Raw genomic sequence first — 19,602 nt, 5'->3', positions numbered from 1 at the left:
GCGTGCCCGGGCCGGTCCGGGGGTCAGAGGCCCAGACTGCTGCGGGTGCGCCGTACGGTGCGGCGCAGTCGGATCGCCGCGCCTCGCGGGCCGCCGCCGGGCAGGGTGAGCTTCTGGAGGCGGCGCCGCTTGAAGTAGTGCTGCGTGCTGCTGTCGAGGTGGTCCCGCAGCCAGGACTCGGCCTCGGCGCGCAGGGTGGGGTGGAGGCCGGACTGCATGCAGTAGCCGACCGTCCGGACCAGGGGCGTCAGGCTCTCCGGGGCCGTGGACGGCAGTCGGGCGACGGGCTCGCCGGCCGCACCGTCCAGGTCGGGCACGAGGTGGTCGACGATCGTCAGCGGGACGCGGTTGCTGTTCTCGTAGGGAGTGATGCGGTCCAGGACGAGACGGGTGCCGACCCGGGCGACGGGGATGCCGTAGTACGCGGCGGCGGTGAACATCGCGGTGGAGAAGCAGCCGACGACGAGCGTGGGCGCGCAGCGCTCGTACAGGGTCTCGGCGAGGAGCGGGCTGTCCAGCGTGGTCAGCCGCACGCCCAGCGCGGTGGCCGCGTCGTCCAGCGCCCTGGAGTAGCGGGCCGGCGCCGTGGGATGGGGCTTGAAGAGGACGGAGGTGTGGCCGGCCCGCGCCGCGCCGCGCAGCATGCTCAGGTGCAGGTCCTCCTCCTCCTCGGCCGTGAGGATGCCCAGGGCCGCGAGGTACTGGCCCAGGAGCACGGCCGTGGGTGCCGCGGCCTCGGCCTCCGCGAGCCGGTGGTCGCCGTCCGACGCCCCGGCGATCTCGCCGAGCACCTTGCGGAACGCGTCGTCCGGCACCAGCTCCGGCTCGACGCCGGACTCGGTGAGGAGGAGCGGGCGCAGTCCCGGCACGAGGTCCAGGTGGAGCACCCGCTGGATGCGGCAGGCGAGGGACCGCGGCACCTTGGTGCGGGTGGGGCCGTAGGTCATCAAGCCGTCCGCGTAGACGTGCACGGCGCTCTCCGAGAAGATCGCGGCCAGCGCGCGGGCCGGGTTGACCTGGATGGACTCGACGGCGAGGTCGACGGGGCCGTCCGGGTCGATGCCCCAGGCGAGGCGGAAGGCACGCTGCCAGAGCTCGGTCTCCTCGGCGCGCGGCCCCCAGCCGCTCGGGTGGTGCGGGCTGATGGCCTCGTTCCAGTCGACGACGGAGTCGAAGCGCGCGGCGATGTCCCCGTAGCCGCGCATCTCCTCCAGCCGGAGTGCGGTCTCGGGGACCGCCGCGTTGTTGGACACGAGCAGGACGCGGTGGCTGTCCTGGCCCGGCCCGAACTGGCCGGCGTCCAGCGCCGCCGCGAGTGTGGCCGCCCCGTACAGGGTCGACACCTGGAAGATCTGGGTGCGCGTGGGCATGGGTCAGGCGGCCTTCTGCTTGTCACGCAGGCGGTGGAGCACGGTGCTGCGCCTGGTGTCCATCATCGTCAGGGTGTGGTCGAGCACCTGCTGCGGCATGCGGCGCAGCGCGGCTGCCGACTCGTGGCGCAGCCGCCGGAAGGTGGCGGGTTCGTACGCGTCCGCCTTCTCGTTGTGGAAGGCGATCATCGCGCAGTAGGTCCGGACGGCCTTGGGAAGGAGGAGTTCGGCGTCGGGGTCCTCGCGGATCTCGTCGAGCAGCGTGTCGTAGGCGGGGAAGAAGTCCAGCTGACGCGAGTCCTTGATCTGCGTCAGGGAGGTGGTGACACCGCGCCGGTAGAAGACGCCGTACAGGTTCAGCGCCGCGTAGGTACGGGCCCGGAGGTGCAGCTGCCAGATCCACAGCCGGTCCTCGGCGGTGCGCAGCCGTGTCGTGAACCGGTGGCCGCCGTCCTCGAACAGCCGCCGGTGGTAGACGCCCGCCCACACGAAGGGGTAGTCGACCATCGTCTCCCACTCGGGAGCCGCGATGCCCTCGCGCGGGTCCAGCACGGTGTTGCGGAGCCGGGCGGGCGCGCGCCGCACGACGCGGCTGGTCCCCGTGGCCTGTACGTGGTCGGTGCGGGCGAAGTCGCAGTCCAGCTCGGCGGCGGCGTGCAGCAGCCGTCCCAGGTGCCCGGGCGCGTACCAGTCGTCGCCGTCGAGGAAGGTGACGAAGTCACCCCCGGCGGCGTCGATGCCGCTGTTGCGGGCTGCGGCGATGCCGGCGTTCTTCTCGTGGCGGATGACCTCGGCGCGCGGCAGTCTGTCGGCCCAGCGGTCGATGACCGCCGGTGTGTCGTCCGTGGAGCAGTCGTCGACCAGCAGGAACTCGATGTCCGGGCCCGCGTTGCGGGCAAGACTGCCCAGGGTCGTGTCGGCGAACGGGCCGACATTGTGGAACGGGACGACGACGGACAGTTTCGGCACGCGGGCCCTCACCTTCGATCACGGTCCGCACACGCTAGTGAGGCGGGTGGAGGGGCGGGTGTCGCCCGGCCCGACGAAGGGTGAACTCTGGGCGTCGCCCCGGTGGCCCGCGCCCGGGCCCCTCCGGGGGATCACGTCCCGGCCCCCGGCGGGCCTTGACCTCAACTTTGCTTGAGGTCCTACGGTCCAGGGCATGGACTACTCACATGACGACGCGGGACTCGCACGGCAGCCCATCGGCTACTGGAGCTGGGCCGCCCACGACGCGGCCGTGACCCACATCCGGGGCGCGCTCGCCGAACACGGTCTGACCCAGCCGCCCTGGTGGGTCCTCAACCAGCTCACCGACGCGGACGAGCACGGCCGTCCGCGCGCCGAGGTGGTGGCGATGCTCCGCGGCTACCTCGACGTGGGCGACTCACTGGAGCCCGAGATCGACACCCTCATCACCCGGGGCCTGGTCACCGAGGACCCGGAGACCCGGCTGCGGCTCACCGCGGAGGGGCAGGCGTTGCGCGCCCGGGCGGCCGAGCGGGTCGGCAGGGCGTGGGCACAGCTCCACGCCGGCATTCCGGACGAGGAGTACGTCGCCGCCCTCAAGGTCCTCCAGCGGATGATCCACAACGTGGGCGGGAAGGCCTGGCACCACTGAGGCGTGCCGGTGCGCTCACACGCCGCTGAGCGACAGCTTCGCCGCGAAACCGAGGAACAGCACGCCCGCCGCCGACGTGGCCCCCGCCGAGAGCCGCTTACGGCGACGGAACGCGGTGGCCAGGCGGGTGCCGCCGAAGATGAGGGCGGAGAGGTAGAGGAAGCTGCCGGTCTGCAGGAGCGTGCCCAGCAGCAGGAAGGACAGGGCCGGGTAGGCGTAACCGGGATCGACGAACTGCACGAAGAAGGAGATCAGGAACAGGATGGCCTTCGGATTGAACAGGCTCACCACGAGCGCCCGCCGGTAGGGTCGTTCCGCCCCCGCCGCGGGAACCTCGTCCTCCTCCGCCAGTTCGGCCACCCGCTGGTGCCGCTCGCGCCACGTCGACACGGCCGCCCGCATCATCCCGACCGCCAGCCAGGTCAGATAGCCGGCGCCCGCGTACTTGACCACGGCGAACAGCAGCGGAGTCGTCTGCAGCAGGGAGGCGGCACCCAGCGCGGACAACGTCATCAGGACCGTGTCCCCGGTCCACACGCCGGCGGCGGCCACATAACCGCTGCGCACGCCGCGCCTGGCGGCGACGGAGAGCACGTACAGCGAGTTCGGCCCCGGCAGAAGAATGATCAGCACCAGGCCGGCGAGATAGGTCGGAAGATCGGTGACACCCAGCATGGACGGAGTGTCGCACGCGCGTACGAGACTCCGTCCGGCCGGTTCGCATCGCGGAAGATCAAGGGCTCCCGGGTGCCCGCGCCCCCACGGGGCGGGCGTACACGACGACGTGGTCCGCGCGCGCGACGTGCGCGCGGGACCGGGGAGTCGTCAGAACGCGTCCGTCGGGACGTACGCGCCCCAGACCTCCCGCAGCGCGTTGCACACCTCGCCCACCGTGGCCCGTGCCCTGAGCGCCTCCTTCATCGGGTACAGCACGTTGTCCGTGCCTTCGGCCGCCTTCTTCAGCTCCGTCAGCGCGGCGTCCACCGCGGCCCGGTCGCGGCCGGCGCGGAGTTCCGCCAGGCGGGCCGCCTGCTGGGCCTCGATCGCCGGGTCGACCCGGAGCGGCTCGTAGGGCTCCTCCTCGTCGAGCCGGAAGCGGTTGACCCCGACGACGACGCGCTCACCGGAATCGGTCTCCTGGGCGATGCGGTACGCGCTGCGCTCGATCTCGCTCTTCTGGAAGCCGCGTTCGATGGCGTTGACCGCGCCGCCCATGTCCTCGACCTTGGCCATCAGTTCCAGGGCGACGGCTTCCACGTCGTCGGTCATCTTCTCGACGACGTAGCTGCCGGCGAAGGGGTCGACGGTGGCCGTCACGTCCGTCTCGTAGGCCAGGACCTGCTGCGTCCGCAGCGCCAGCCGGGCCGACTTGTCGGTCGGCAGGGCGATGGCCTCGTCGAAGGAGTTGGTGTGGAGCGACTGCGTACCGCCGAGCACCGCGCCCAGGCCCTGCACGGCGACCCGGACCAGGTTGACCTCGGGCTGCTGGGCGGTGAGCTGGACGCCCGCGGTCTGGGTGTGGAAGCGCAGCATCAGGGACTTGGGGTTCTTCGCGCCGAACTCCTCCCGCATCACCTTCGCCCAGATCCGGCGCGCGGCACGGAACTTGGCGACCTCCTCGAGGATCGTCGTACGGGCGACGAAGAAGAAGGAGAGCCGCGGCGCGAAATCGTCCACGTCCATGCCCGCGGCGACGGCGGTACGGACGTACTCGATGCCGTCCGCGAGGGTGAACGCGATCTCCTGCGCGGGCGAGGCCCCGGCCTCGGCCATGTGGTAGCCGGAGATCGAGATGGTGTTCCACTTCGGGATCTCGGCCTTGCAGTACTTGAAGATGTCGGCGATCAGCCGCAGCGAGGGCTTCGGCGGGAAGATGTACGTGCCCCGGGCGATGTACTCCTTGAGCACGTCGTTCTGGATGGTGCCCGTCAGCTTGTCCGCGGGTACGCCCTGCTCCTCGGCGACGAGTTGGTAGAGCAGGAGGAGGAGTGAGGCGGGTGCGTTGATGGTCATCGAGGTGGAGACCTCGCCCAGCGGGATGCCGCCGAAGAGAACGCGCATGTCGTCGATCGAGTCGATCGCCACACCGACCTTGCCCACCTCACCCGAGGCGATGGGGGCGTCGGAGTCGTGTCCCATCTGGGTGGGGAGGTCGAAGGCGACGGACAGGCCCGCCGTGCCGTTGGCGATCAACTGCTTGTAGCGGGCGTTGGACTCGGCCGCGGTGCCGAAGCCCGCGTACTGCCGCATCGTCCACGGCCGGCCCGTGTACATCGTGGGGTAGACACCGCGCGTGAAGGGGAAGGCACCCGGGGCGCCCAGCTTCTCCTCGGCCTGCCAGCCGTCGAGCGCCTCCGGCCCGTACACCGGCTCGATGGGCAGTCCCGACTCGGACTCACGCGTCATGTGCTGTGCCTCCCGTTCAAGCTACTTAGCGGTAACAAACTCGCGACGGACTCTAGCGGCGGCGCCACGGCCCGTGGGAGCCCTCCGCTGGGACCTTGCTCACAACCCGTTCCCGGGGTCCGGACGTACGTCCCCCATCATGCGCAGGATTCGGCAACCGGGCAGGGCGGGAATCCGTCCCATGAGATGTCCGCCCCGTGCGACGCGGTTCACGCGGGACCGGGGCGGTGACGGACGCGACCAGGGGGTGGGACATGGGACGCAGACGGACGGACGGCGACGCGCGCCGCGTGCGCAGGGCGGCGGCGCTGGCGGTCGGCGCGGTGACGCTCGCCGTCCTCACCGCGGGCTGCAAGGCCGAGCCGGTGGGGACCACGGAGCCCACCGTCGGGCCGGCGCGGACACCCGCACCCCCCACGGGTGACGCCGGGCCGGGCGACCGACCGGCGAGCCCCTCGGCCGCTCCCCCGGCTCCCTCACGGACACCGAGCACACGGCCCGCTCCTCGGCCCAGCACCCTGATGTCCGTCGGTGACCGGAGCACGCGTGTACGGGAACTCCAGGCCCGACTGCGCCAGATCGGCCACTTCGACCGCAGCCCCACCGGCTACTACGGCTCGGCGACCGTCGCGTCCGTGCGGTCGTTCCAGGGCAAGCGGGGCCTGTCCCGGACCGGGAGGACCGACACGGTCACGTGGGAGCGGCTGCTCGCGATGACGCGGGAGCCGACGTCGGAGGAACTCGACCCGCCCGCCACCGAGCCGGCCGCCGTGAAGCCCGACCCCCGCTGCGTGGAGGGCCGTGTCCTCTGCATCAGCAAGAACAGCCGCACGCTGGCCTGGATGATCGACGGCCGGGTCGTCTCGTCGATGGACGTGCGCTTCGGCTCGCAGTACACGCCCACCCGCGAGGGCACCTTCTCGGTGTACTGGAAGTCCCGCCATCACGTGTCGACGCTCTACGACTCCCCGATGCCGTACGCCATGTTCTTCAGCGGCGGGCAGGCGGTGCACTACTCGTCCGACTTCGCGGCGCGCGGCTACGACGGCGCCTCGCACGGCTGTGTGAACGTACGGGACGAGGGGAAGATCGCGTCGCTGTTCGCCCAGGTGAGGGACGGCGACAAGGTCGTCATCCACTGGTGACCGGTGCGACAGGACAGAGGGCGCGGGCGGGACCGGGGGAACGAGTCCCGCCCGCGCCGGGTGCGCCGAGCCGAAGGTACGGGGGGAACCCCGGCTCGTTGCGCGGCCGATGACCAGTCGGCACTCACTACTGCGCCGGACTGTCGAAGAACGTTACAGCTACCGCGTCCGTGCAGGTCAGCGCGTTGTCCGGGTGAGCGCGGACAGTCCATCCGCCGTGGTGCCGGCCTGCGGAGCGTCGTCCGGCGCGCTCCGCGCGGGCAGCGTACGGAAGGTGATCGAGGGGCGGGAGCCCTTCCCCTCGTCCCCGTCGTCCGCCCCGTCGTTCCTGCCGCCGCCCTTGCCGTCCTCGTCGGCCCCGCTCCCGCCGTCGCGGCCACCGGGGCCGAGGACGCGGTCGCAGAAGCGTTCCAGGTTGCGCTTCCCGTCGGCCAGGTCGAGGAGGCGACGCTCGTCCTCCCGGCTCAGCTGGTCCTCGCGGTAGTCACGGCAGGCCTCGGCCGACTTCCTGTACACGTCGGCCGGAGAGCCTCCCGGTGCTTCGGGGCCGTCCGTGCGGTCCCGGGTGCCACCGGTCGTGCCGCCGTCCGGGCCGGCGTCCTCACGGTCGGGCGCGTCCCCACCGTCCTGTCCGGTCCGCCCCCCGCCTTCCGGCGTCCCGCCGCCCGGCACGTCCGACGGCGTGGGAGGGACCTGCGCACGGGGCGAGCCGGAGGGCAGCGGCGACGGCTCGCCGGAGTCCGGCACCTCGGCACCCAGTTCCTCCGGGGACGCGGCCGCCGAGACGGAGGTGGCCGGAACCGGTGAGGCGTGGCCGCCGAACGGTGCGGGAAGCATGCCCGTGCCCCCGGCGACCGCCACGCCGCCCAGCGCGCACCCGGCGAGTGAGACGGCGAGGCCGTAGCGCACCGGGCGGGTCCAGCGCGGGCGCCGGCGCGGGGCCGTGGGCGCCGCCGCGATCCGCACGGTGTGCAGCGCGCCCTGTCCCGCGGCGCGGGCGGGGCCCGCCGCGCCTGCCCTCCGGTCCCCGCCACCTGACGCCTCACGGAAGGCCGCCAGTACGGCCGCCTCGCCGGGCAGTTCCGCGTCGGCCGGGCCCGGGGTCCGCAACGCGCGGAGGGCCGCCTCCAGTCGCCGGGCCTCGGTCCTCACGTGATCGTCGACGGGCTCGACGGACTCGCCACGGAGCAATGTCTCCGCCGCGTCCGCATCAAGCCACTCATGCTGCTCGTCGGCCATCACATGTCCTTCTGCGTCCACGGACGCGAATGCGTCACACCGGCGGGCGCCACCGAACCCTGGCGGCCGGGGCGCTGCGCGGGTACGGCGCCCAGTTCCGCGCCGGCCGCCGGAATCTCGTCCTCCGGGCCGTGGTCGGCACCGACGAGCTCCGCCAGCCGCTTCAGTCCGCGATGGGCCGCGGTGCGTACCGCGCCGGGCCGCTTGCCCAGCGTCCGGGCCGCGCTCTTGGCGTCGAGGCCGATCACCACGCGGAGCACGACCGCCTCGGCCTGGTCCTGGGGCAGCTGCGCGATGAGGGACATCGTGCGTCCGGTGGCCAGCGACTCCAGCGCCTCACCGGCCGTGTCCGACTCGGCCGCCTCGCCCGCCAGCTCGGTCTCGTCGCCGCTGATCGCCGGGCGCCTGCCCCGCATCCTCATGTGGTCGAGCGAGCGGTTCCGCGCTATCCGGGCGGCCCAGCCACGGAACCGGTCGGCGTCCCCGCTGAACCGGTCCAGGTCACGTGCTATCTGCAGCCAGGACTCGGACGCCACGTCCTCGGCGTCCGGTTCACCGACCAGCGTCCGTATGTAGCCCAGCAGCCGCGGGTGCACGGCGCGGTACACAGTCCGGAAGGCGTCCTCGTCCCCGTCCTGCGCCGCGAGCACCGCGGCGGTCAGCTCCGCGTCGTCCCCCAGCACTCCCCAACCCGCCCTGCTGATCCGAATCGTGGCTGGTCACCACTACTGCGCCACCCTGCGCGACTCAGCACGCTACGTGGTCGGACGGTGCCCCGTCCATGACTTGTACAACACGCAACCGTCTCCTGACCCAGTGCGGTGTGACAGAAAACGCACCCGTGACGCTGAGATGAGTACGGGGTCGCCCTGCGGCCCTGTGGAAGACGGCCGGGGCCTCTCCTGTGGGGGGTGGCGGCCCCGGTCGTCGTCCTCCGGGTCTCCTGATGTCACTTCAGGGGCAGGCCACGGCCGCGAGCGCGGCGGGACATCACCGCGCGCAGCACGCGGCGGCCCTCGGCGGACAGGTCCAGGATTCCGCGCAGACCCGCGCCGCCGCCCGCCGTCCCGGTCGTCCCGGTCGTCCCGGTCGTCCCGGCGAGATCCTCCAGGATCCGGACCTGACGGCGGAGCTCTCCGGCGGCGAGGGGGCCGGCGTCCACGGCCCCGCCGTCCCGCCCGCACCCCGGGGCCTCCGCGCCGCTACCGGCCGGGACGTCGAATTCCCGGTGCACGTCCAGGGCGAGCAGCGAGCAGGCGTCCGCCCACGCGCGCAGCGGCCCCGCGTCGAAGTGCCGGGGCGCCGCGCCGAGCAGCGTACGGACGCGCGCCGCCGTGGCGTCGCTTTTTGCCACGGCCTCCAGCGCCGTGTGCACCGCGTCGATCCGGGCGGCCCATTGAGTCCCGCTCTCGCACGCCGGCCAGAGCGGGCGCAGCGGTTCCTGATCGCCCCCGCCCTCGGGCGGCGGAAGCAGGCGGTCCAGACAGGCGACGCCGCTCGTCGCCAGACCTCGCTCGTCGGCACGGGCGATCAGCTCCAGCAGAGTCATCGGCGCCTCCCCCATCGGTCGGTCCATCGGTCCCCGGGGAGCGCACCGCTGCCCGTTACCGCGTACAGCGTCGGATGGCTGAAAAGCGTCACTCTCACGACACGAGAGATCACAGCAGAGGTCAGCCGGGCAGGCCTTCGATGCCCAGACGATCCAGAAAAGCGAAGAATAGTTCCTCCGCCGACCCGGCGGACCGCTCGATACGGAGCAGTTCGAGCAGGGGACCTTCGAGGACTCCCCGGCCGGTTTCGGCCGCCCACTGCACCGCCCTGGCAGCCGCGACCTCGGGTGGGAGGAAGAGGTCCTCGACTGTCGCGCCGTCAGGGGCGAGGTGCTCGGCCATCGACTGCCTGCCGAGGCACGCGTACCAGGATCCGCTGTGCGGCGCGGCCGCCTCGACCGCCACGCAGACGCCGTCCATGACGAGCCCGAGGAGGACCGGCGCCCTCGCCGCCTCCGCGAGGGCGGTCATGCTGCCGGGCGAGGGGTCCGTGGGGTGGGCCCAGACCTGCCAGCCGTCCGCCCGGTACTCCCGCAGCGTCAGCCGGTCGCGCGCCTCACGGAGCGCCGGATGGCCGATGAGCGGCTCACCGCTGCGGCCCACCAGATAGCAGCCCCAGAAACCCACGTCGCGCTCCCCCCGCGGTCCGGGCAGTCATTCTTCCCTCCAGGCCCCCCGGGGAAGCGCGAGATCGGGTCAACTCAGAGGGACGCCGGGCCGCCTCCGGCGCCGGGGCTCCCCCGCCGCGGCACGCGGCGGACAGACCCCCGGGTCCGGGTGCGGCGACGCCCGTGCCCCGCGCCCTTCCTCCGGGGCACGTGGCACCCCATGGCCCGGGATCACTCCGACGGGTCGACCTCGTCCGCGAGGGCGGAGAACTCGGCCCAGCTGAGCTTCGGCTCTCGCGGGTCCCACAGCTTCTGGGAGACCGCGTTGAGCGGCATCCGGATCCCCTCGGCGACCTGCGCCTGCGTCTGCGCGTTCGGGAGGTCGCCCCAGACGGCGAACCGGCCCCCCAGGATCTGCTTCGAGTAACGTGCGGCCACCGGTTCCGTGCCGCGCAGGACGAACGGGGTCCACTGCTCGTAGATCCGCTCCCCGGTCGGGTACGTGAAGTCGTTGGGCTGCCCGAGCACGTAGTAGAGGTACTCGTCGTTGAGGTTGACCACCTTGCGGCCCTCGGCCAGGTAGTCCTGGGGCGGCCTGGCCCCGATCTCCTTGCCGGTCCAGTACTCGACCTCTATGCCCTGGTGGGCGGTGACCGTCCCGCCGCTGAAGAAGCCGTCGTTCCACGCCTTGGGGATCTTCCCCGCCTTGCGGACGACCGCGGCGCGGTCGTTCAGCCAGCCCTCGGCCAGGTCCTGGATGGTGGCGTCGGCGCCGTACTTCTCCCGCGCGGCGGCGGCCAGCTGCGGATAGGAGGCCGCGGGGTCGCTCACGGTGAGCGCCTGGTACTCGTCCGCGCCGACGTGGAACCAGTCGCCGGGGAAGAGCTCCGCGTACTCCTCGAGCAGGTCGTCCACGATCTCGGCCGACCCTGCCTTCGAGATGTCGACGGCCCCCTGCCGGGCCACCCCTCGCGTGTCGCGCAGCTGGAGGTCGGGGTGGGCGCGCATGACGGCGCCCAGGTGTCCCGGGGAGTCGATCTCCCCGACGACGGTGATGTGGAGACTGCGGGCGAGCTTCACGATCCGTCGGACCTCGGCCTTGGTGAGGTGCTCCTCGGACACCACCTCGGGATGGGTGTCGGACTCGATCCGGAAGGCCTGGTCGTCGGAGAAGTGCAGGCCGAGCTGGTTGAGCTTGAGGTCGGCCATCTCGTGCAGCCGGTTCTCGATCCAGTCCGCCGAGTAGTGCTTGCGCGCGATGTCGAGGTTGAGCCCGCGCTGCGGCCGGTCGGGCGTGTCGCGGACCACGCCCTCGGGCACGGTGCCGTCGGCGTCCAGCGACTGCTTGAGGGTGCGGGTCCCGTAGAAGACGCCCGCCTGGCCGGGGCCGCTGATCGTGACCCGGTTGTCCCCGGTCCTCAGCGTGTACGACTCCGGACCGCTCTTGCCCGCGGCGAGCGCCAGCTCGACGTCTCCGGACCGGGGGGACCTCTCGCCCCGGTAGCCGATCCTCAGCTCCCCGGCGAGCAGCTTCGCCTCGTCGACGAGCTCGGGGTCGGCCGCGACGACCGCGCTGTCCTTGGCCGGTTTCCATCCGGGTCCCCGGGCGGCGGTGTGCTCGCGGACCGCGGGTATCGTCCGCGGCGTCGTGGAGAGCGGATAGCTCCGGGTGGGCGACGGTGAGGCGGAGGTGCGGGACGCGGACGACGCGCCGCTCCGGGCGCCGGGTCCCGAATCCTCGGGCCAGACGACGACGGTGAGGGTGACGGCGGCTGCCACCGCGACGGCGGCGCCGGCCACCAGGGGTGCGCGTGAGGGCGACATCGGTCAGAAACCTCCGGATCGGGGGTAGAACAGGTCAAAAGAAGATGAGAAAGCCGGGCATTTCCCGCCACCAAAGCGTCCAGCAAGCGTTCCGAAACTCTCCCGTCCGGGTGAATTTCTCGCCTCATTCAGTTGGACGTCGCCCGGTCTCGTTAGCGTGACGGCACACAGGAATCAGTCCTCACTCCCACCCCGCGCAACCTCGTCGCTCTCCGGTCCCTCTCCAGGGTCACAGAAGTCATTGATTCGAGGAGTCCCGCTGTCCAGGTCCAGCGAGTCCCACGCCGACCTGCCGAACCCACCGCAGCAGGCCGGGCGGACGGCCGTACCCGTCCAGCACCGGGGTCCTTCCCCGGCCCTTCGGGAGGCCCTGGTGGAGGCCCCCGTTCCGGAACCAGTGTCCGTGAGCACGCGTCCGAGTGCCCACTCGAGCGGCCTGGCCCACTTCAACGCCTGGCACCGGGAGCAGGCCGAGGACGCCCTGCTCGAATGCTGCGGCAGCACCCGCTGGGCGCAGCGGGTGGCCGCCCACCGCCCCTACCCGGACCTGGACACCCTGCTCGCCGCGTCGGACGAGGCGGGGTACGACCTCGCGCCCGCCGATCTCGCCGAGGCGCTGGCCTGGGAGAGCGCCCCCTGCCTGCACCACGACGCGCCCCGGGCGGCCCACCTGGCGCTGCGGGCCGCGCACGCGGCGTACGAGAGCCGGTTCGGCCACGTGTTCGTGATCAGCCTCGACGGCCTGCGCCCCTCCCAGCACGTGGACCAGGTGCTGGCCGCCATCCGCACCCGGCTGGCGCACGACCCCGACGAGGAGCGGGCCCTGACCGCGGAGGAGATGCGACGACTCGCCCGGGGCCGCATCATCGAGCTGGTGACGGAGGCGGGCCGGGCGTCCGGCCCGTTCCCTCCGGTGGCATATGACCCGCGGTAGCCCGTCCGTGCCTGTTTGACTGCCGCTTTGATCACACCGGAGGCCCCGCCGCCATGGAACCGACAAAGCGTCGCTACGATGGCCAGGGCCGGTGGACCGTACCCGGCCGGGTCAGACCGACAGTCAAGCCGGCCGACCCCAATCCCCGCTCCCGGAGGGTTCTTCCGTGCCGGCTGGAACGCTGTACCGCGGCCGGGAAGGCATGTGGTCCTGGGTGGCTCATCGAGTCACCGGTGTCCTCATTTTCTTCTTCCTGTTCGTACACGTCCTGGACACCGCTCTCGTGCGTGTCTCCCCCGAGGCGTACGACGACGTCGTGGCCACCTACAAGACCCCGCTCGTCGCGCTGCTCGAGTACGGCCTGGTGGCCGCGATCCTCTTCCACGCGCTGAACGGTCTCCGCATCGTCGCCGTGGACTTCTGGGCCAAGGGCCCGCGCTACCAGAAGCAGATGCTCTGGACCGTCCTGGGTATCTGGATCGTGCTGATGGTCGGGGCCCTGTACCCCGTCCTCGGTCACGCCGTACGCGAAGTCTTCGGGAGCTGAGGCCGATGTCCGCCGAGACACCTACGTCCGCGATCGGTGACGTCGAGGGCGTGAGCCTCTACGACACCGACAACCCGGCCCCGGTGATCGAGCCCCCGCGCAAGCGCACGGGCAAGACCCCCAAGGGTTCGCGCACGAACTTCGAGATGTACGCCTGGCTCTTCATGCGCCTGTCGGGCATCGTGCTGGTCGTCCTCGTCATCGGTCACCTGCTGATCCAGCTGGTGCTCGACGGCGGTGTGTCCAAGATCGGTTTCGCCTTCGTCGCGGGCCGCTGGGCCTCGCCGTTCTGGCAGGTCTGGGACCTGACGATGCTGTGGCTCGCCATGCTGCACGGCGCCAACGGCCTCCGTACGGTCATCAACGACTACGCCGAACGGGACAACACCCGCTTCTGGCTGAAGATGCTCCTGTACACCGCCACGGTGTTCACCGTCCTGCTGGGCACGCTGGTGATCTTCACCTTCGACCCGAACATCCGCTAGGCGCCGGGACAGAGGGACCAGAGGAAACCATGCAGATCCACAAGTACGACACCGTCATCGTCGGCGCAGGCGGCGCCGGCATGCGCGCGGCCATCGAGTCGACGAAGCGCAGCCGGACCGCCGTGCTGACGAAGCTCTACCCCACCCGCTCCCACACCGGCGCGGCGCAGGGCGGCATGGCCGCGGCGCTCGCCAACGTGGAGGAGGACAACTGGGAGTGGCACACCTTCGACACGATCAAGGGCGGCGACTACCTGGTCGACCAGGACGCCGCCGAGATCCTGGCGAAGGAGGCCATCGACGCCGTCCTCGACCTGGAGAAGATGGGCCTGCCGTTCAACCGCACGCCCGAGGGCCGCATCGACCAGCGCCGCTTCGGCGGTCACACCCGCAGCCACGGCGAGGCCCCGGTCCGCCGTTCCTGCTACGCGTCGGACCGCACCGGCCACATGATCCTCCAGACGCTGTACCAGAACTGCGTCAAGGAGGGTGTGGAGTTCTTCAACGAGTTCTACGTCCTCGACCTCCTGCTCCAGGAGGTCGACGGGGTCAAGAAGTCCGCGGGCGTCGTCGCCTACGAGCTGGCGACCGGCGAGATCCACGTCTTCCAGGCGAAGTCGATCATCTTCGCCTCCGGCGGCACCGGCAAGTTCTTCAAGGTGACGTCCAACGCCCACACCCTGACCGGTGACGGCCAGGCCGCCGCGTACCGCCGCGGTCTGCCGCTGGAGGACATGGAGTTCTTCCAGTTCCACCCGACGGGCATCTGGCGCATGGGCATCCTGCTGACGGAGGGCGCCCGTGGTGAGGGCGGCATCCTCCGCAACAAGGACGGCGAGCGCTTCATGGAGAAGTACGCGCCGGTCATGAAGGACCTCGCGTCCCGCGACGTCGTGTCCCGCTCCATCTACACGGAGATCCGCGAGGGCCGTGGCTGCGGCCCCGAGGGCGACCACGTCTACCTCGACCTCACGCACCTCCCGCCGGAGCAGCTGGACGCGAAGCTCCCGGACATCACCGAGTTCGCGCGTACGTACCTCGGCATCGAGCCCTACACGGACCCGATCCCGATCCAGCCGACCGCGCACTACGCCATGGGCGGCATCCCGACCAACGTCGAGGGCGAGGTGCTGGCCGACAACACCACCGTCGTCCCCGGCCTCTACGCCGCCGGCGAGGTCGCCTGTGTCTCCGTGCACGGCGCCAACCGCCTGGGCACCAACTCGCTGCTCGACATCAACGTCTTCGGACGCCGGTCGGGCATCGCCGCCGCCGAGTACTCCGCGAAGAACGACTTCGTCGAACTTCCCGAGAACCCGGCGCAGCTGGTCCAGGAGCAGGTCGAGCGGCTGCGCAACTCGACGGGCACCGAGCGTGTGCACGCGCTCCGCACGGAGCTGCAGGAGTGCATGGACGCCAACGTGATGGTGTTCCGCACCGAGCAGACCATCAAGACGGCGGTCGAGAAGATCGCCGAACTGCGGGCGCGCTACCTCAACGTGTCCATCCAGGACAAGGGCAAGCGGTTCAACACCGACCTGCTGGAGGCCATCGAGCTGGGCAACCTGCTCGACCTGGCCGAGGTCATGGCGACCTCCGCGCTGGCCCGCAAGGAGTCCCGCGGCGGTCACTACCGCGAGGACTACCCGAACCGCGACGACGTCAACTTCATGCGCCACACCATGGCGTACCGCGAGGTCGCGGACGACGGCACCGAGTCGATCCGGCTCGACTACAAGCCGGTCGTCACGACCCGCTACCAGCCGATGGAGCGTAAGTACTGATGGCTACCCCGACCCTGGACAAGACCGACAAGGCCGAGGCGGGCTTCGCCGACACCCCGTACATCACGGCCACGTTCCGGATCCGCCGCTTCAACCCCGAGGTCTCCGACGAGGTCCAGTGGCAGGACTTCCAGATCTCGATCGACCCGAAGGAGCGGGTGCTCGACGCCCTTCACAAGATCAAGTGGGAGCAGGACGGCACGCTGACGTTCCGGCGCTCCTGCGCACACGGCATCTGCGGCTCCGACGCGATGCGGATCAACGGCAAGAACAGGCTCGCCTGCAAGACGCTGATCAAGGACATCAACCCGGAGAAGCCGATCACGGTCGAGGCCATAAAGGGCCTCACGGTCCTCAAGGACCTCGTGGTCGACATGGACCCGTTCTTCCAGGCCTACCGCGACGTCATGCCCTTCCTCGTCACCAAGGGCAACGAGCCGACGCGTGAGCGCCTGCAGTCCGCCGAGGACCGGGAGCGCTTCGACGACACCACCAAGTGCATCCTGTGCGCCGCGTGCACGTCCTCGTGCCCGGTGTTCTGGAACGACGGCCAGTACTTCGGCCCGGCGGCCATCGTCAACGCGCACCGCTTCATCTTCGACTCGCGTGACGAGGCCGGGGAGCAGCGCCTGGAGATCCTCAACGACCGTGACGGTGTGTGGCGTTGCCGCACGACGTTCAACTGCACGGACGCCTGCCCGCGTGGCATCGAGGTCACCAAGGCGATCCAGGAAGTGAAGCGCGCGCTGATCACGCGTCGCTTCTGACCCGGCGCCACCACGGGAGGCCCCGTCCCCGCGCACGCAGAGTGCGGGAACGGGGCCTCTTGGTGCATCGGGCGGGCCGGGGCGGTACGGTCATGCGGAGCCTTCGACCGGCTCGCCCCTCCTGGCGCAGCACAGCACGGGAGCAGATGGCTTGATGGAGAACGGGGAACGTTGTGAGCGATCCGAATCCGTACGCGGACGACTCATACAAGTGGGGCCCGCCCCAGCCGCCGGGCAACCCGCCCACGATGCCGGACGGCCAGGGCTACGGCTATCCGGCGCCGGGCGCCACTCCGGCGTACGGCTACCCGCAGCCGCTGCCCGACTCCGCGGCGCAGCCCGGTCCCGGTTACGGCTATCCCGGCCCCGGTCAGCCGACCGAGCCCGGTTTCAACCTGCCCGTGCAGCAGGGCGGCGGGATCCCGATGCTCTCGCTCGGTGACATCACGGTGATGAACGACGGCATCGTGACCCCGTCGGGGACCCTGCCGCTCAAGGGAGCCGTGTGGACGGCGACCGACATGTCGCGCACGGAGGAGAAGATCCCCACCGTGGGCATCGTGCTGGCGATCGTGTTCGCGCTGTTCTGCCTCATCGGTCTGCTGTTCCTCCTGATGAAGGAGAAGCGCACGACCGGCTTCGTGCAGATCACGGTCACCAGTGGCGGGCGGCACCACCAGACGATGATCCCGGCCACCGGACCCGAGACCTTCCAGTGGGTCATGTCCCAGATCAACACCGCGCGTTCGATGAGCGCCTGAGCAGGACCCGTCCGCCCGCCCCGCACTCTCCCCGGGGGCGCTCCGGCCCGCCGCCGGAGCGCCGCCGTCCGCCCGGTCCCGGTGCGGAGATCTCCCGGTTAGCCTTGGGACCGTGGTGAAGCAAGAGAAGAACGTGGCGGACGCGGACGGTCCGGAGCCGGCCGGAAGCGACGGGGCGGCCAGGCGGTCCAGGGCGCCGAAGAGCGAGCAGACCCGCACGCTGATCCTGGAGACCGCGCTCCGGCTCTTCGAGGAGCGCGGCTACGACCGGACGACGATGCGGGCCATCGCGCAGGAGGCGGGCGTCTCCGTCGGGAACGCCTACTACTACTTCTCGTCGAAGGAACACCTCGTCCAGGGCTTCTACGACCGGATCGCCACCGAGCACGAGGCGGCGGTGCAGCCCGTGCTGGCCGGCGACAAGGACCTCGCCGTACGTATCAGGGGGGTGCTGCTCGGCTGGCTGGACGTGGCCGGGCAGTACCACCGCTTCGCCGCGCAGTTCTTCAAGAACGCCGCCGACCCGGACAGCCCGCTCTCCCCGTTCTCCCCGGATTCGGCCGCGGCCCGGGCGGCGGTCATCTCGGTGCACGAACGCTGCCTGTCCGGGTCGTCGACCAAGGCCGATCCGGAACTGGCCGTACTGCTGCCGCAGTTGATGTGGCTGATGCAGATGGGCCTGGTGCTGTTCTGGGTGTACGACCGTTCCGAGGGCACGGAACGCAGCCGCCGGCTCGTCGAGCGCACCGCGCCGATCGCCGCCCGTGCGATCGCGCTCTCCCGCTTCCGGGTGCTGCGACCGCTCGTGCGGCAGATCCACGAGGTGCTGGTGGAGTTCATGCCCGGGTCGCCCTCGCGCGGCGCCCGGGACGCCGGGTCCGCCTGAGGCTGCGGGGCCGCCGGGTTCAGGCCTGCGGGGAGGCGAGCTCCACCACGGTGATGTCGGAGGGGGCGCCGACGCGTACGGGCGGCCCCCAGGCGCCCGCACCGCGCGAGACGTACAGCTGGGTGTCGCCGTAGCGTTCGAGCCCGGCGACGGTCGGGTTGGCGAGCTCCGCCAGCAGGTTCCCGGGCCAGAGCTGGCCTCCGTGGGTGTGGCCGGAGAGCTGGAGACCGACCCCGTACTCGACGGCGTCGTCGATGACGACGGGCTGGTGTGCGAGGAGGACGGAGGCGCGGCTGCGGTCCCGGTCTCCCAGCGCCCTGGCGAAGTCGGGTCCCTGGCCCTCGCTCTCGCCGGCGATGTCGTTGACTCCGGCGAGGTCGAAGCCCGCGATCTCGACGCGGGCGTTCTCCAGCGGGTGCAGCCCCAGCTCGCGTACGTGGTCGACCCATTCGGCCGCCCCCGAGAAGTACTCGTGGTTGCCGGTGACGAAGTAGCTGCCGTGGCGCGCCTCGAGCCCGGCGAGCGGCTCGGCCGCGGTACCGAGGTCGGCGACCGAACCGTCGACGAGGTCGCCCACCACGGCGACCAGGTCGGGCCGGGTCGCGTTGATCGTGTCCACGATGCGGCGGGTGTGGGCGCTGCCCAGGATGGGGCCGAGGTGGATGTCGCTGACCACGGCGATCCGGAAGCCGTGGGCGGAGCGCGGCAGCCTGGCGAGCGGCACGGTGATCCGCTTGACCTTGGGCCCGCGCAGTACCCCGTAGGTGCCGTGCCCGACGGTGCCGAGCCCGGCGAGGGCGGCCGCGCCGCCGACGGCGCGGGCCACGAAGAGCCGCCGCGAGGGGTCGGCGACGGGCCGGCCCGGGGCGTCGGCGGGCGGCGCGGGGTCCGTCCGGGTGCTGCCCGTCGCGGAGCCTGCCCCGGTGGCCGTGGCGCTGAGCTGCTCCGCCGGCCGGGGGGCGGGGGGAGCGTGCTCGCCGTCCGTGGCGGGGGCCCGGTCCGGGTGCCCGGCGCCGGCCGCGGCGGCCCGGCGGGCGAGGATCCGGCGCAGCAGGGGGCGTACGGCCTCTCCCACCAGCAGGGCCAGCGTCAGGTACAGCAGGGCGGCCAGCCACAGATAGCCCGGCCAGGCCAGCACCTGCTGCACCGGGAACGGGAACCCCGCGCGGCCGGAGACGAGGGCTCCGACGGTCAGCAGCGGCAGCACGAAGGCCGCGGCCGTCCCCGCGCGGCGCGCCGGGCTGCCCTTCCGCGTCGTGTCACCGATCAGCCGGCGCCACACGTATCTGTGCACGCCGGCCAGCAGCGCGAGAACCGCGACCGCAATGAGCACGAAGACGACAACCACGTACGCTCCCCCGCTGAAACGATCCTGTCCGGATGACGGCCCGCGCCCGGCCCGTCACGCGTCTTCGCGACGCAAAGCCCTGACGCCACGGAACCCGATGACCCCCACAGCCGTCCCCAGAAGAAACGAGGTGATGGCGAGTGCGAGATGGACCCAGAAGTACGCAGTCGGGTCGCCCGCGTCGTCGAACGCGAGCCCACTGCCGTCCTTCCAGAGATTCTTGACAAAGGTGACCCAGATGACCCAGCTCCACGCTCCGAAGACGAGCAGGAACCAGGAGACGGGGCGGCTGAGCTTCATGGGACCAGTATCGCCGCCGCGCTACCG

General features: G+C 71.4%; 20 protein-coding genes. 9 read left to right on the top strand and 11 right to left on the bottom strand.

What is annotated here, in order from left to right; all coding sequences use genetic code 11:
• Positions 1-23 precede the first annotated feature (23 nt).
• Both ACHFIV_RS02855 and ACHFIV_RS02850 read right to left on the bottom strand, forming a co-directional pair.
• The gene (locus ACHFIV_RS02855) at positions 24-1,370 is read right to left on the bottom strand and encodes a polysialyltransferase family glycosyltransferase (protein ID WP_398962942.1); all 1,347 of its coding nucleotides are present in this window, start codon (positions 1,368-1,370) and stop codon (positions 24-26) included.
• Positions 1,371-1,373: 3 nt separating this feature from the next.
• Positions 1,374-2,339, bottom strand: coding sequence for a glycosyltransferase family 2 protein (locus ACHFIV_RS02850; protein WP_398962939.1), 966 nt, complete (start codon positions 2,337-2,339; stop codon positions 1,374-1,376).
• Between the two features lie 193 nt (positions 2,340-2,532).
• Between ACHFIV_RS02850 and ACHFIV_RS02845 the strand changes: the two genes are divergently transcribed.
• Entirely contained in the window at positions 2,533-2,991 is a 459-nt protein-coding gene (locus ACHFIV_RS02845; RefSeq protein ID WP_398962936.1) for a MarR family winged helix-turn-helix transcriptional regulator, read from the top strand.
• Between the two features lie 15 nt (positions 2,992-3,006).
• On the opposite strand, the gene leuE is transcribed toward ACHFIV_RS02845, so the two are convergent.
• Entirely contained in the window at positions 3,007-3,666 is a 660-nt protein-coding gene (gene leuE / locus ACHFIV_RS02840; protein WP_398962933.1) for a leucine efflux protein LeuE, read from the bottom strand.
• A gap of 150 nt (positions 3,667-3,816) precedes the next feature.
• Entirely contained in the window at positions 3,817-5,397 is a 1,581-nt protein-coding gene (locus tag ACHFIV_RS02835) for a methylmalonyl-CoA mutase (protein WP_398962931.1), read from the bottom strand.
• A gap of 254 nt (positions 5,398-5,651) precedes the next feature.
• Between ACHFIV_RS02835 and ACHFIV_RS02830 the strand changes: the two genes are divergently transcribed.
• Complete coding sequence (locus ACHFIV_RS02830; RefSeq protein WP_398962929.1) at positions 5,652-6,542, top strand: L,D-transpeptidase family protein; 891 nt, start codon at positions 5,652-5,654, stop codon at positions 6,540-6,542.
• A gap of 177 nt (positions 6,543-6,719) precedes the next feature.
• Here the strand turns inward: ACHFIV_RS02830 and ACHFIV_RS02825 are convergent, their stop codons facing one another.
• The 5 genes from ACHFIV_RS02825 to ACHFIV_RS02805 all read right to left on the bottom strand — a co-directional run bounded on the left by ACHFIV_RS02825 (position 6,720) and on the right by ACHFIV_RS02805 (position 11,763).
• Positions 6,720-7,781, bottom strand: a complete 1,062-nt coding sequence (locus ACHFIV_RS02825) for a hypothetical protein (protein ID WP_398962926.1) — start codon at positions 7,779-7,781, stop codon at positions 6,720-6,722.
• Positions 7,781-8,464, bottom strand: a complete 684-nt coding sequence (locus ACHFIV_RS02820; RefSeq protein WP_398962924.1) for an RNA polymerase sigma factor — start codon at positions 8,462-8,464, stop codon at positions 7,781-7,783. Before ACHFIV_RS02820 ends, ACHFIV_RS02825 begins: the two co-directional genes overlap by 1 nt.
• A 266-nt stretch (positions 8,465-8,730) precedes the next feature.
• Positions 8,731-9,330, bottom strand: coding sequence for a hypothetical protein (locus tag ACHFIV_RS02815; RefSeq protein ID WP_398962921.1), 600 nt, complete (start codon positions 9,328-9,330; stop codon positions 8,731-8,733).
• A 121-nt stretch (positions 9,331-9,451) separates the two neighbouring features.
• Positions 9,452-9,958, bottom strand: a complete 507-nt coding sequence (locus ACHFIV_RS02810; RefSeq protein ID WP_398962918.1) for a hypothetical protein — start codon at positions 9,956-9,958, stop codon at positions 9,452-9,454.
• Positions 9,959-10,170: 212 nt separating this feature from the next.
• The gene (locus ACHFIV_RS02805) at positions 10,171-11,763 is read right to left on the bottom strand and encodes a glycoside hydrolase family 20 protein (RefSeq protein ID WP_398962916.1); all 1,593 of its coding nucleotides are present in this window, start codon (positions 11,761-11,763) and stop codon (positions 10,171-10,173) included.
• 373 nt (positions 11,764-12,136) lie between these two features.
• Here ACHFIV_RS02805 and ACHFIV_RS02800 point away from each other — a divergent pair, with 373 nt between their 5' ends.
• From ACHFIV_RS02800 to ACHFIV_RS02770, 7 genes are all read left to right on the top strand, one after another.
• On the top strand, positions 12,137-12,697 hold the full coding sequence (locus ACHFIV_RS02800; protein ID WP_398962913.1) for a 2-oxo-4-hydroxy-4-carboxy-5-ureidoimidazoline decarboxylase: 561 nt from the start codon (positions 12,137-12,139) through the stop codon (positions 12,695-12,697).
• Positions 12,698-12,863: 166 nt separating this feature from the next.
• On the top strand, positions 12,864-13,244 hold the full coding sequence (sdhC, locus tag ACHFIV_RS02795; protein ID WP_014154475.1) for a succinate dehydrogenase, cytochrome b556 subunit: 381 nt from the start codon (positions 12,864-12,866) through the stop codon (positions 13,242-13,244).
• A gap of 5 nt (positions 13,245-13,249) precedes the next feature.
• A complete protein-coding gene (locus tag ACHFIV_RS02790; RefSeq protein ID WP_398962910.1) occupies positions 13,250-13,729 on the top strand; it encodes a succinate dehydrogenase hydrophobic membrane anchor subunit in 480 nt (159 codons plus the stop codon).
• A 29-nt stretch (positions 13,730-13,758) separates the two neighbouring features.
• Positions 13,759-15,513: a succinate dehydrogenase flavoprotein subunit gene (sdhA, locus tag ACHFIV_RS02785; protein WP_391771317.1), complete on the top strand. Its 1,755-nt coding sequence runs from the start codon at positions 13,759-13,761 to the stop codon at positions 15,511-15,513.
• On the top strand, positions 15,513-16,280 hold the full coding sequence (locus tag ACHFIV_RS02780) for a succinate dehydrogenase iron-sulfur subunit (protein WP_387391136.1): 768 nt from the start codon (positions 15,513-15,515) through the stop codon (positions 16,278-16,280). The genes sdhA and ACHFIV_RS02780 overlap by 1 nt, the downstream gene beginning before the upstream one ends.
• Positions 16,281-16,453: 173 nt before the next feature.
• Positions 16,454-17,041 carry a hypothetical protein gene (locus ACHFIV_RS02775; protein ID WP_398962906.1) on the top strand — a complete coding sequence of 196 codons (588 nt, stop codon included), beginning with the start codon at positions 16,454-16,456 and terminating at the stop codon, positions 17,039-17,041.
• Positions 17,042-17,153: 112 nt separating this feature from the next.
• Positions 17,154-17,927 (top strand): TetR/AcrR family transcriptional regulator, encoded by a 774-nt coding sequence (locus ACHFIV_RS02770; RefSeq protein ID WP_398962903.1) that lies wholly within the window; start codon positions 17,154-17,156, stop codon positions 17,925-17,927.
• A gap of 19 nt (positions 17,928-17,946) precedes the next feature.
• Here ACHFIV_RS02770 and ACHFIV_RS02765 read toward each other — a convergent pair whose 3' ends face one another.
• Together ACHFIV_RS02765 and ACHFIV_RS02760 are read right to left on the bottom strand one after the other, a co-directional pair.
• A complete protein-coding gene (locus ACHFIV_RS02765; RefSeq protein ID WP_398962900.1) occupies positions 17,947-19,275 on the bottom strand; it encodes a metallophosphoesterase in 1,329 nt (442 codons plus the stop codon).
• A gap of 54 nt (positions 19,276-19,329) precedes the next feature.
• Positions 19,330-19,575 carry an SCO4848 family membrane protein gene (locus ACHFIV_RS02760; protein ID WP_398962897.1) on the bottom strand — a complete coding sequence of 82 codons (246 nt, stop codon included), beginning with the start codon at positions 19,573-19,575 and terminating at the stop codon, positions 19,330-19,332.
• Positions 19,576-19,602: the final 27 nt, after the last annotated feature.

The sequence above is a fragment of the Streptomyces sp. ALB3 genome, from assembly GCF_044385685.1.
Lineage (GTDB): Bacteria > Actinomycetota > Actinomycetes > Streptomycetales > Streptomycetaceae > Streptomyces.
Note: the sequence above shows the minus strand (reverse complement) of the source record. Positions and strands in the feature narration are given on the sequence as shown.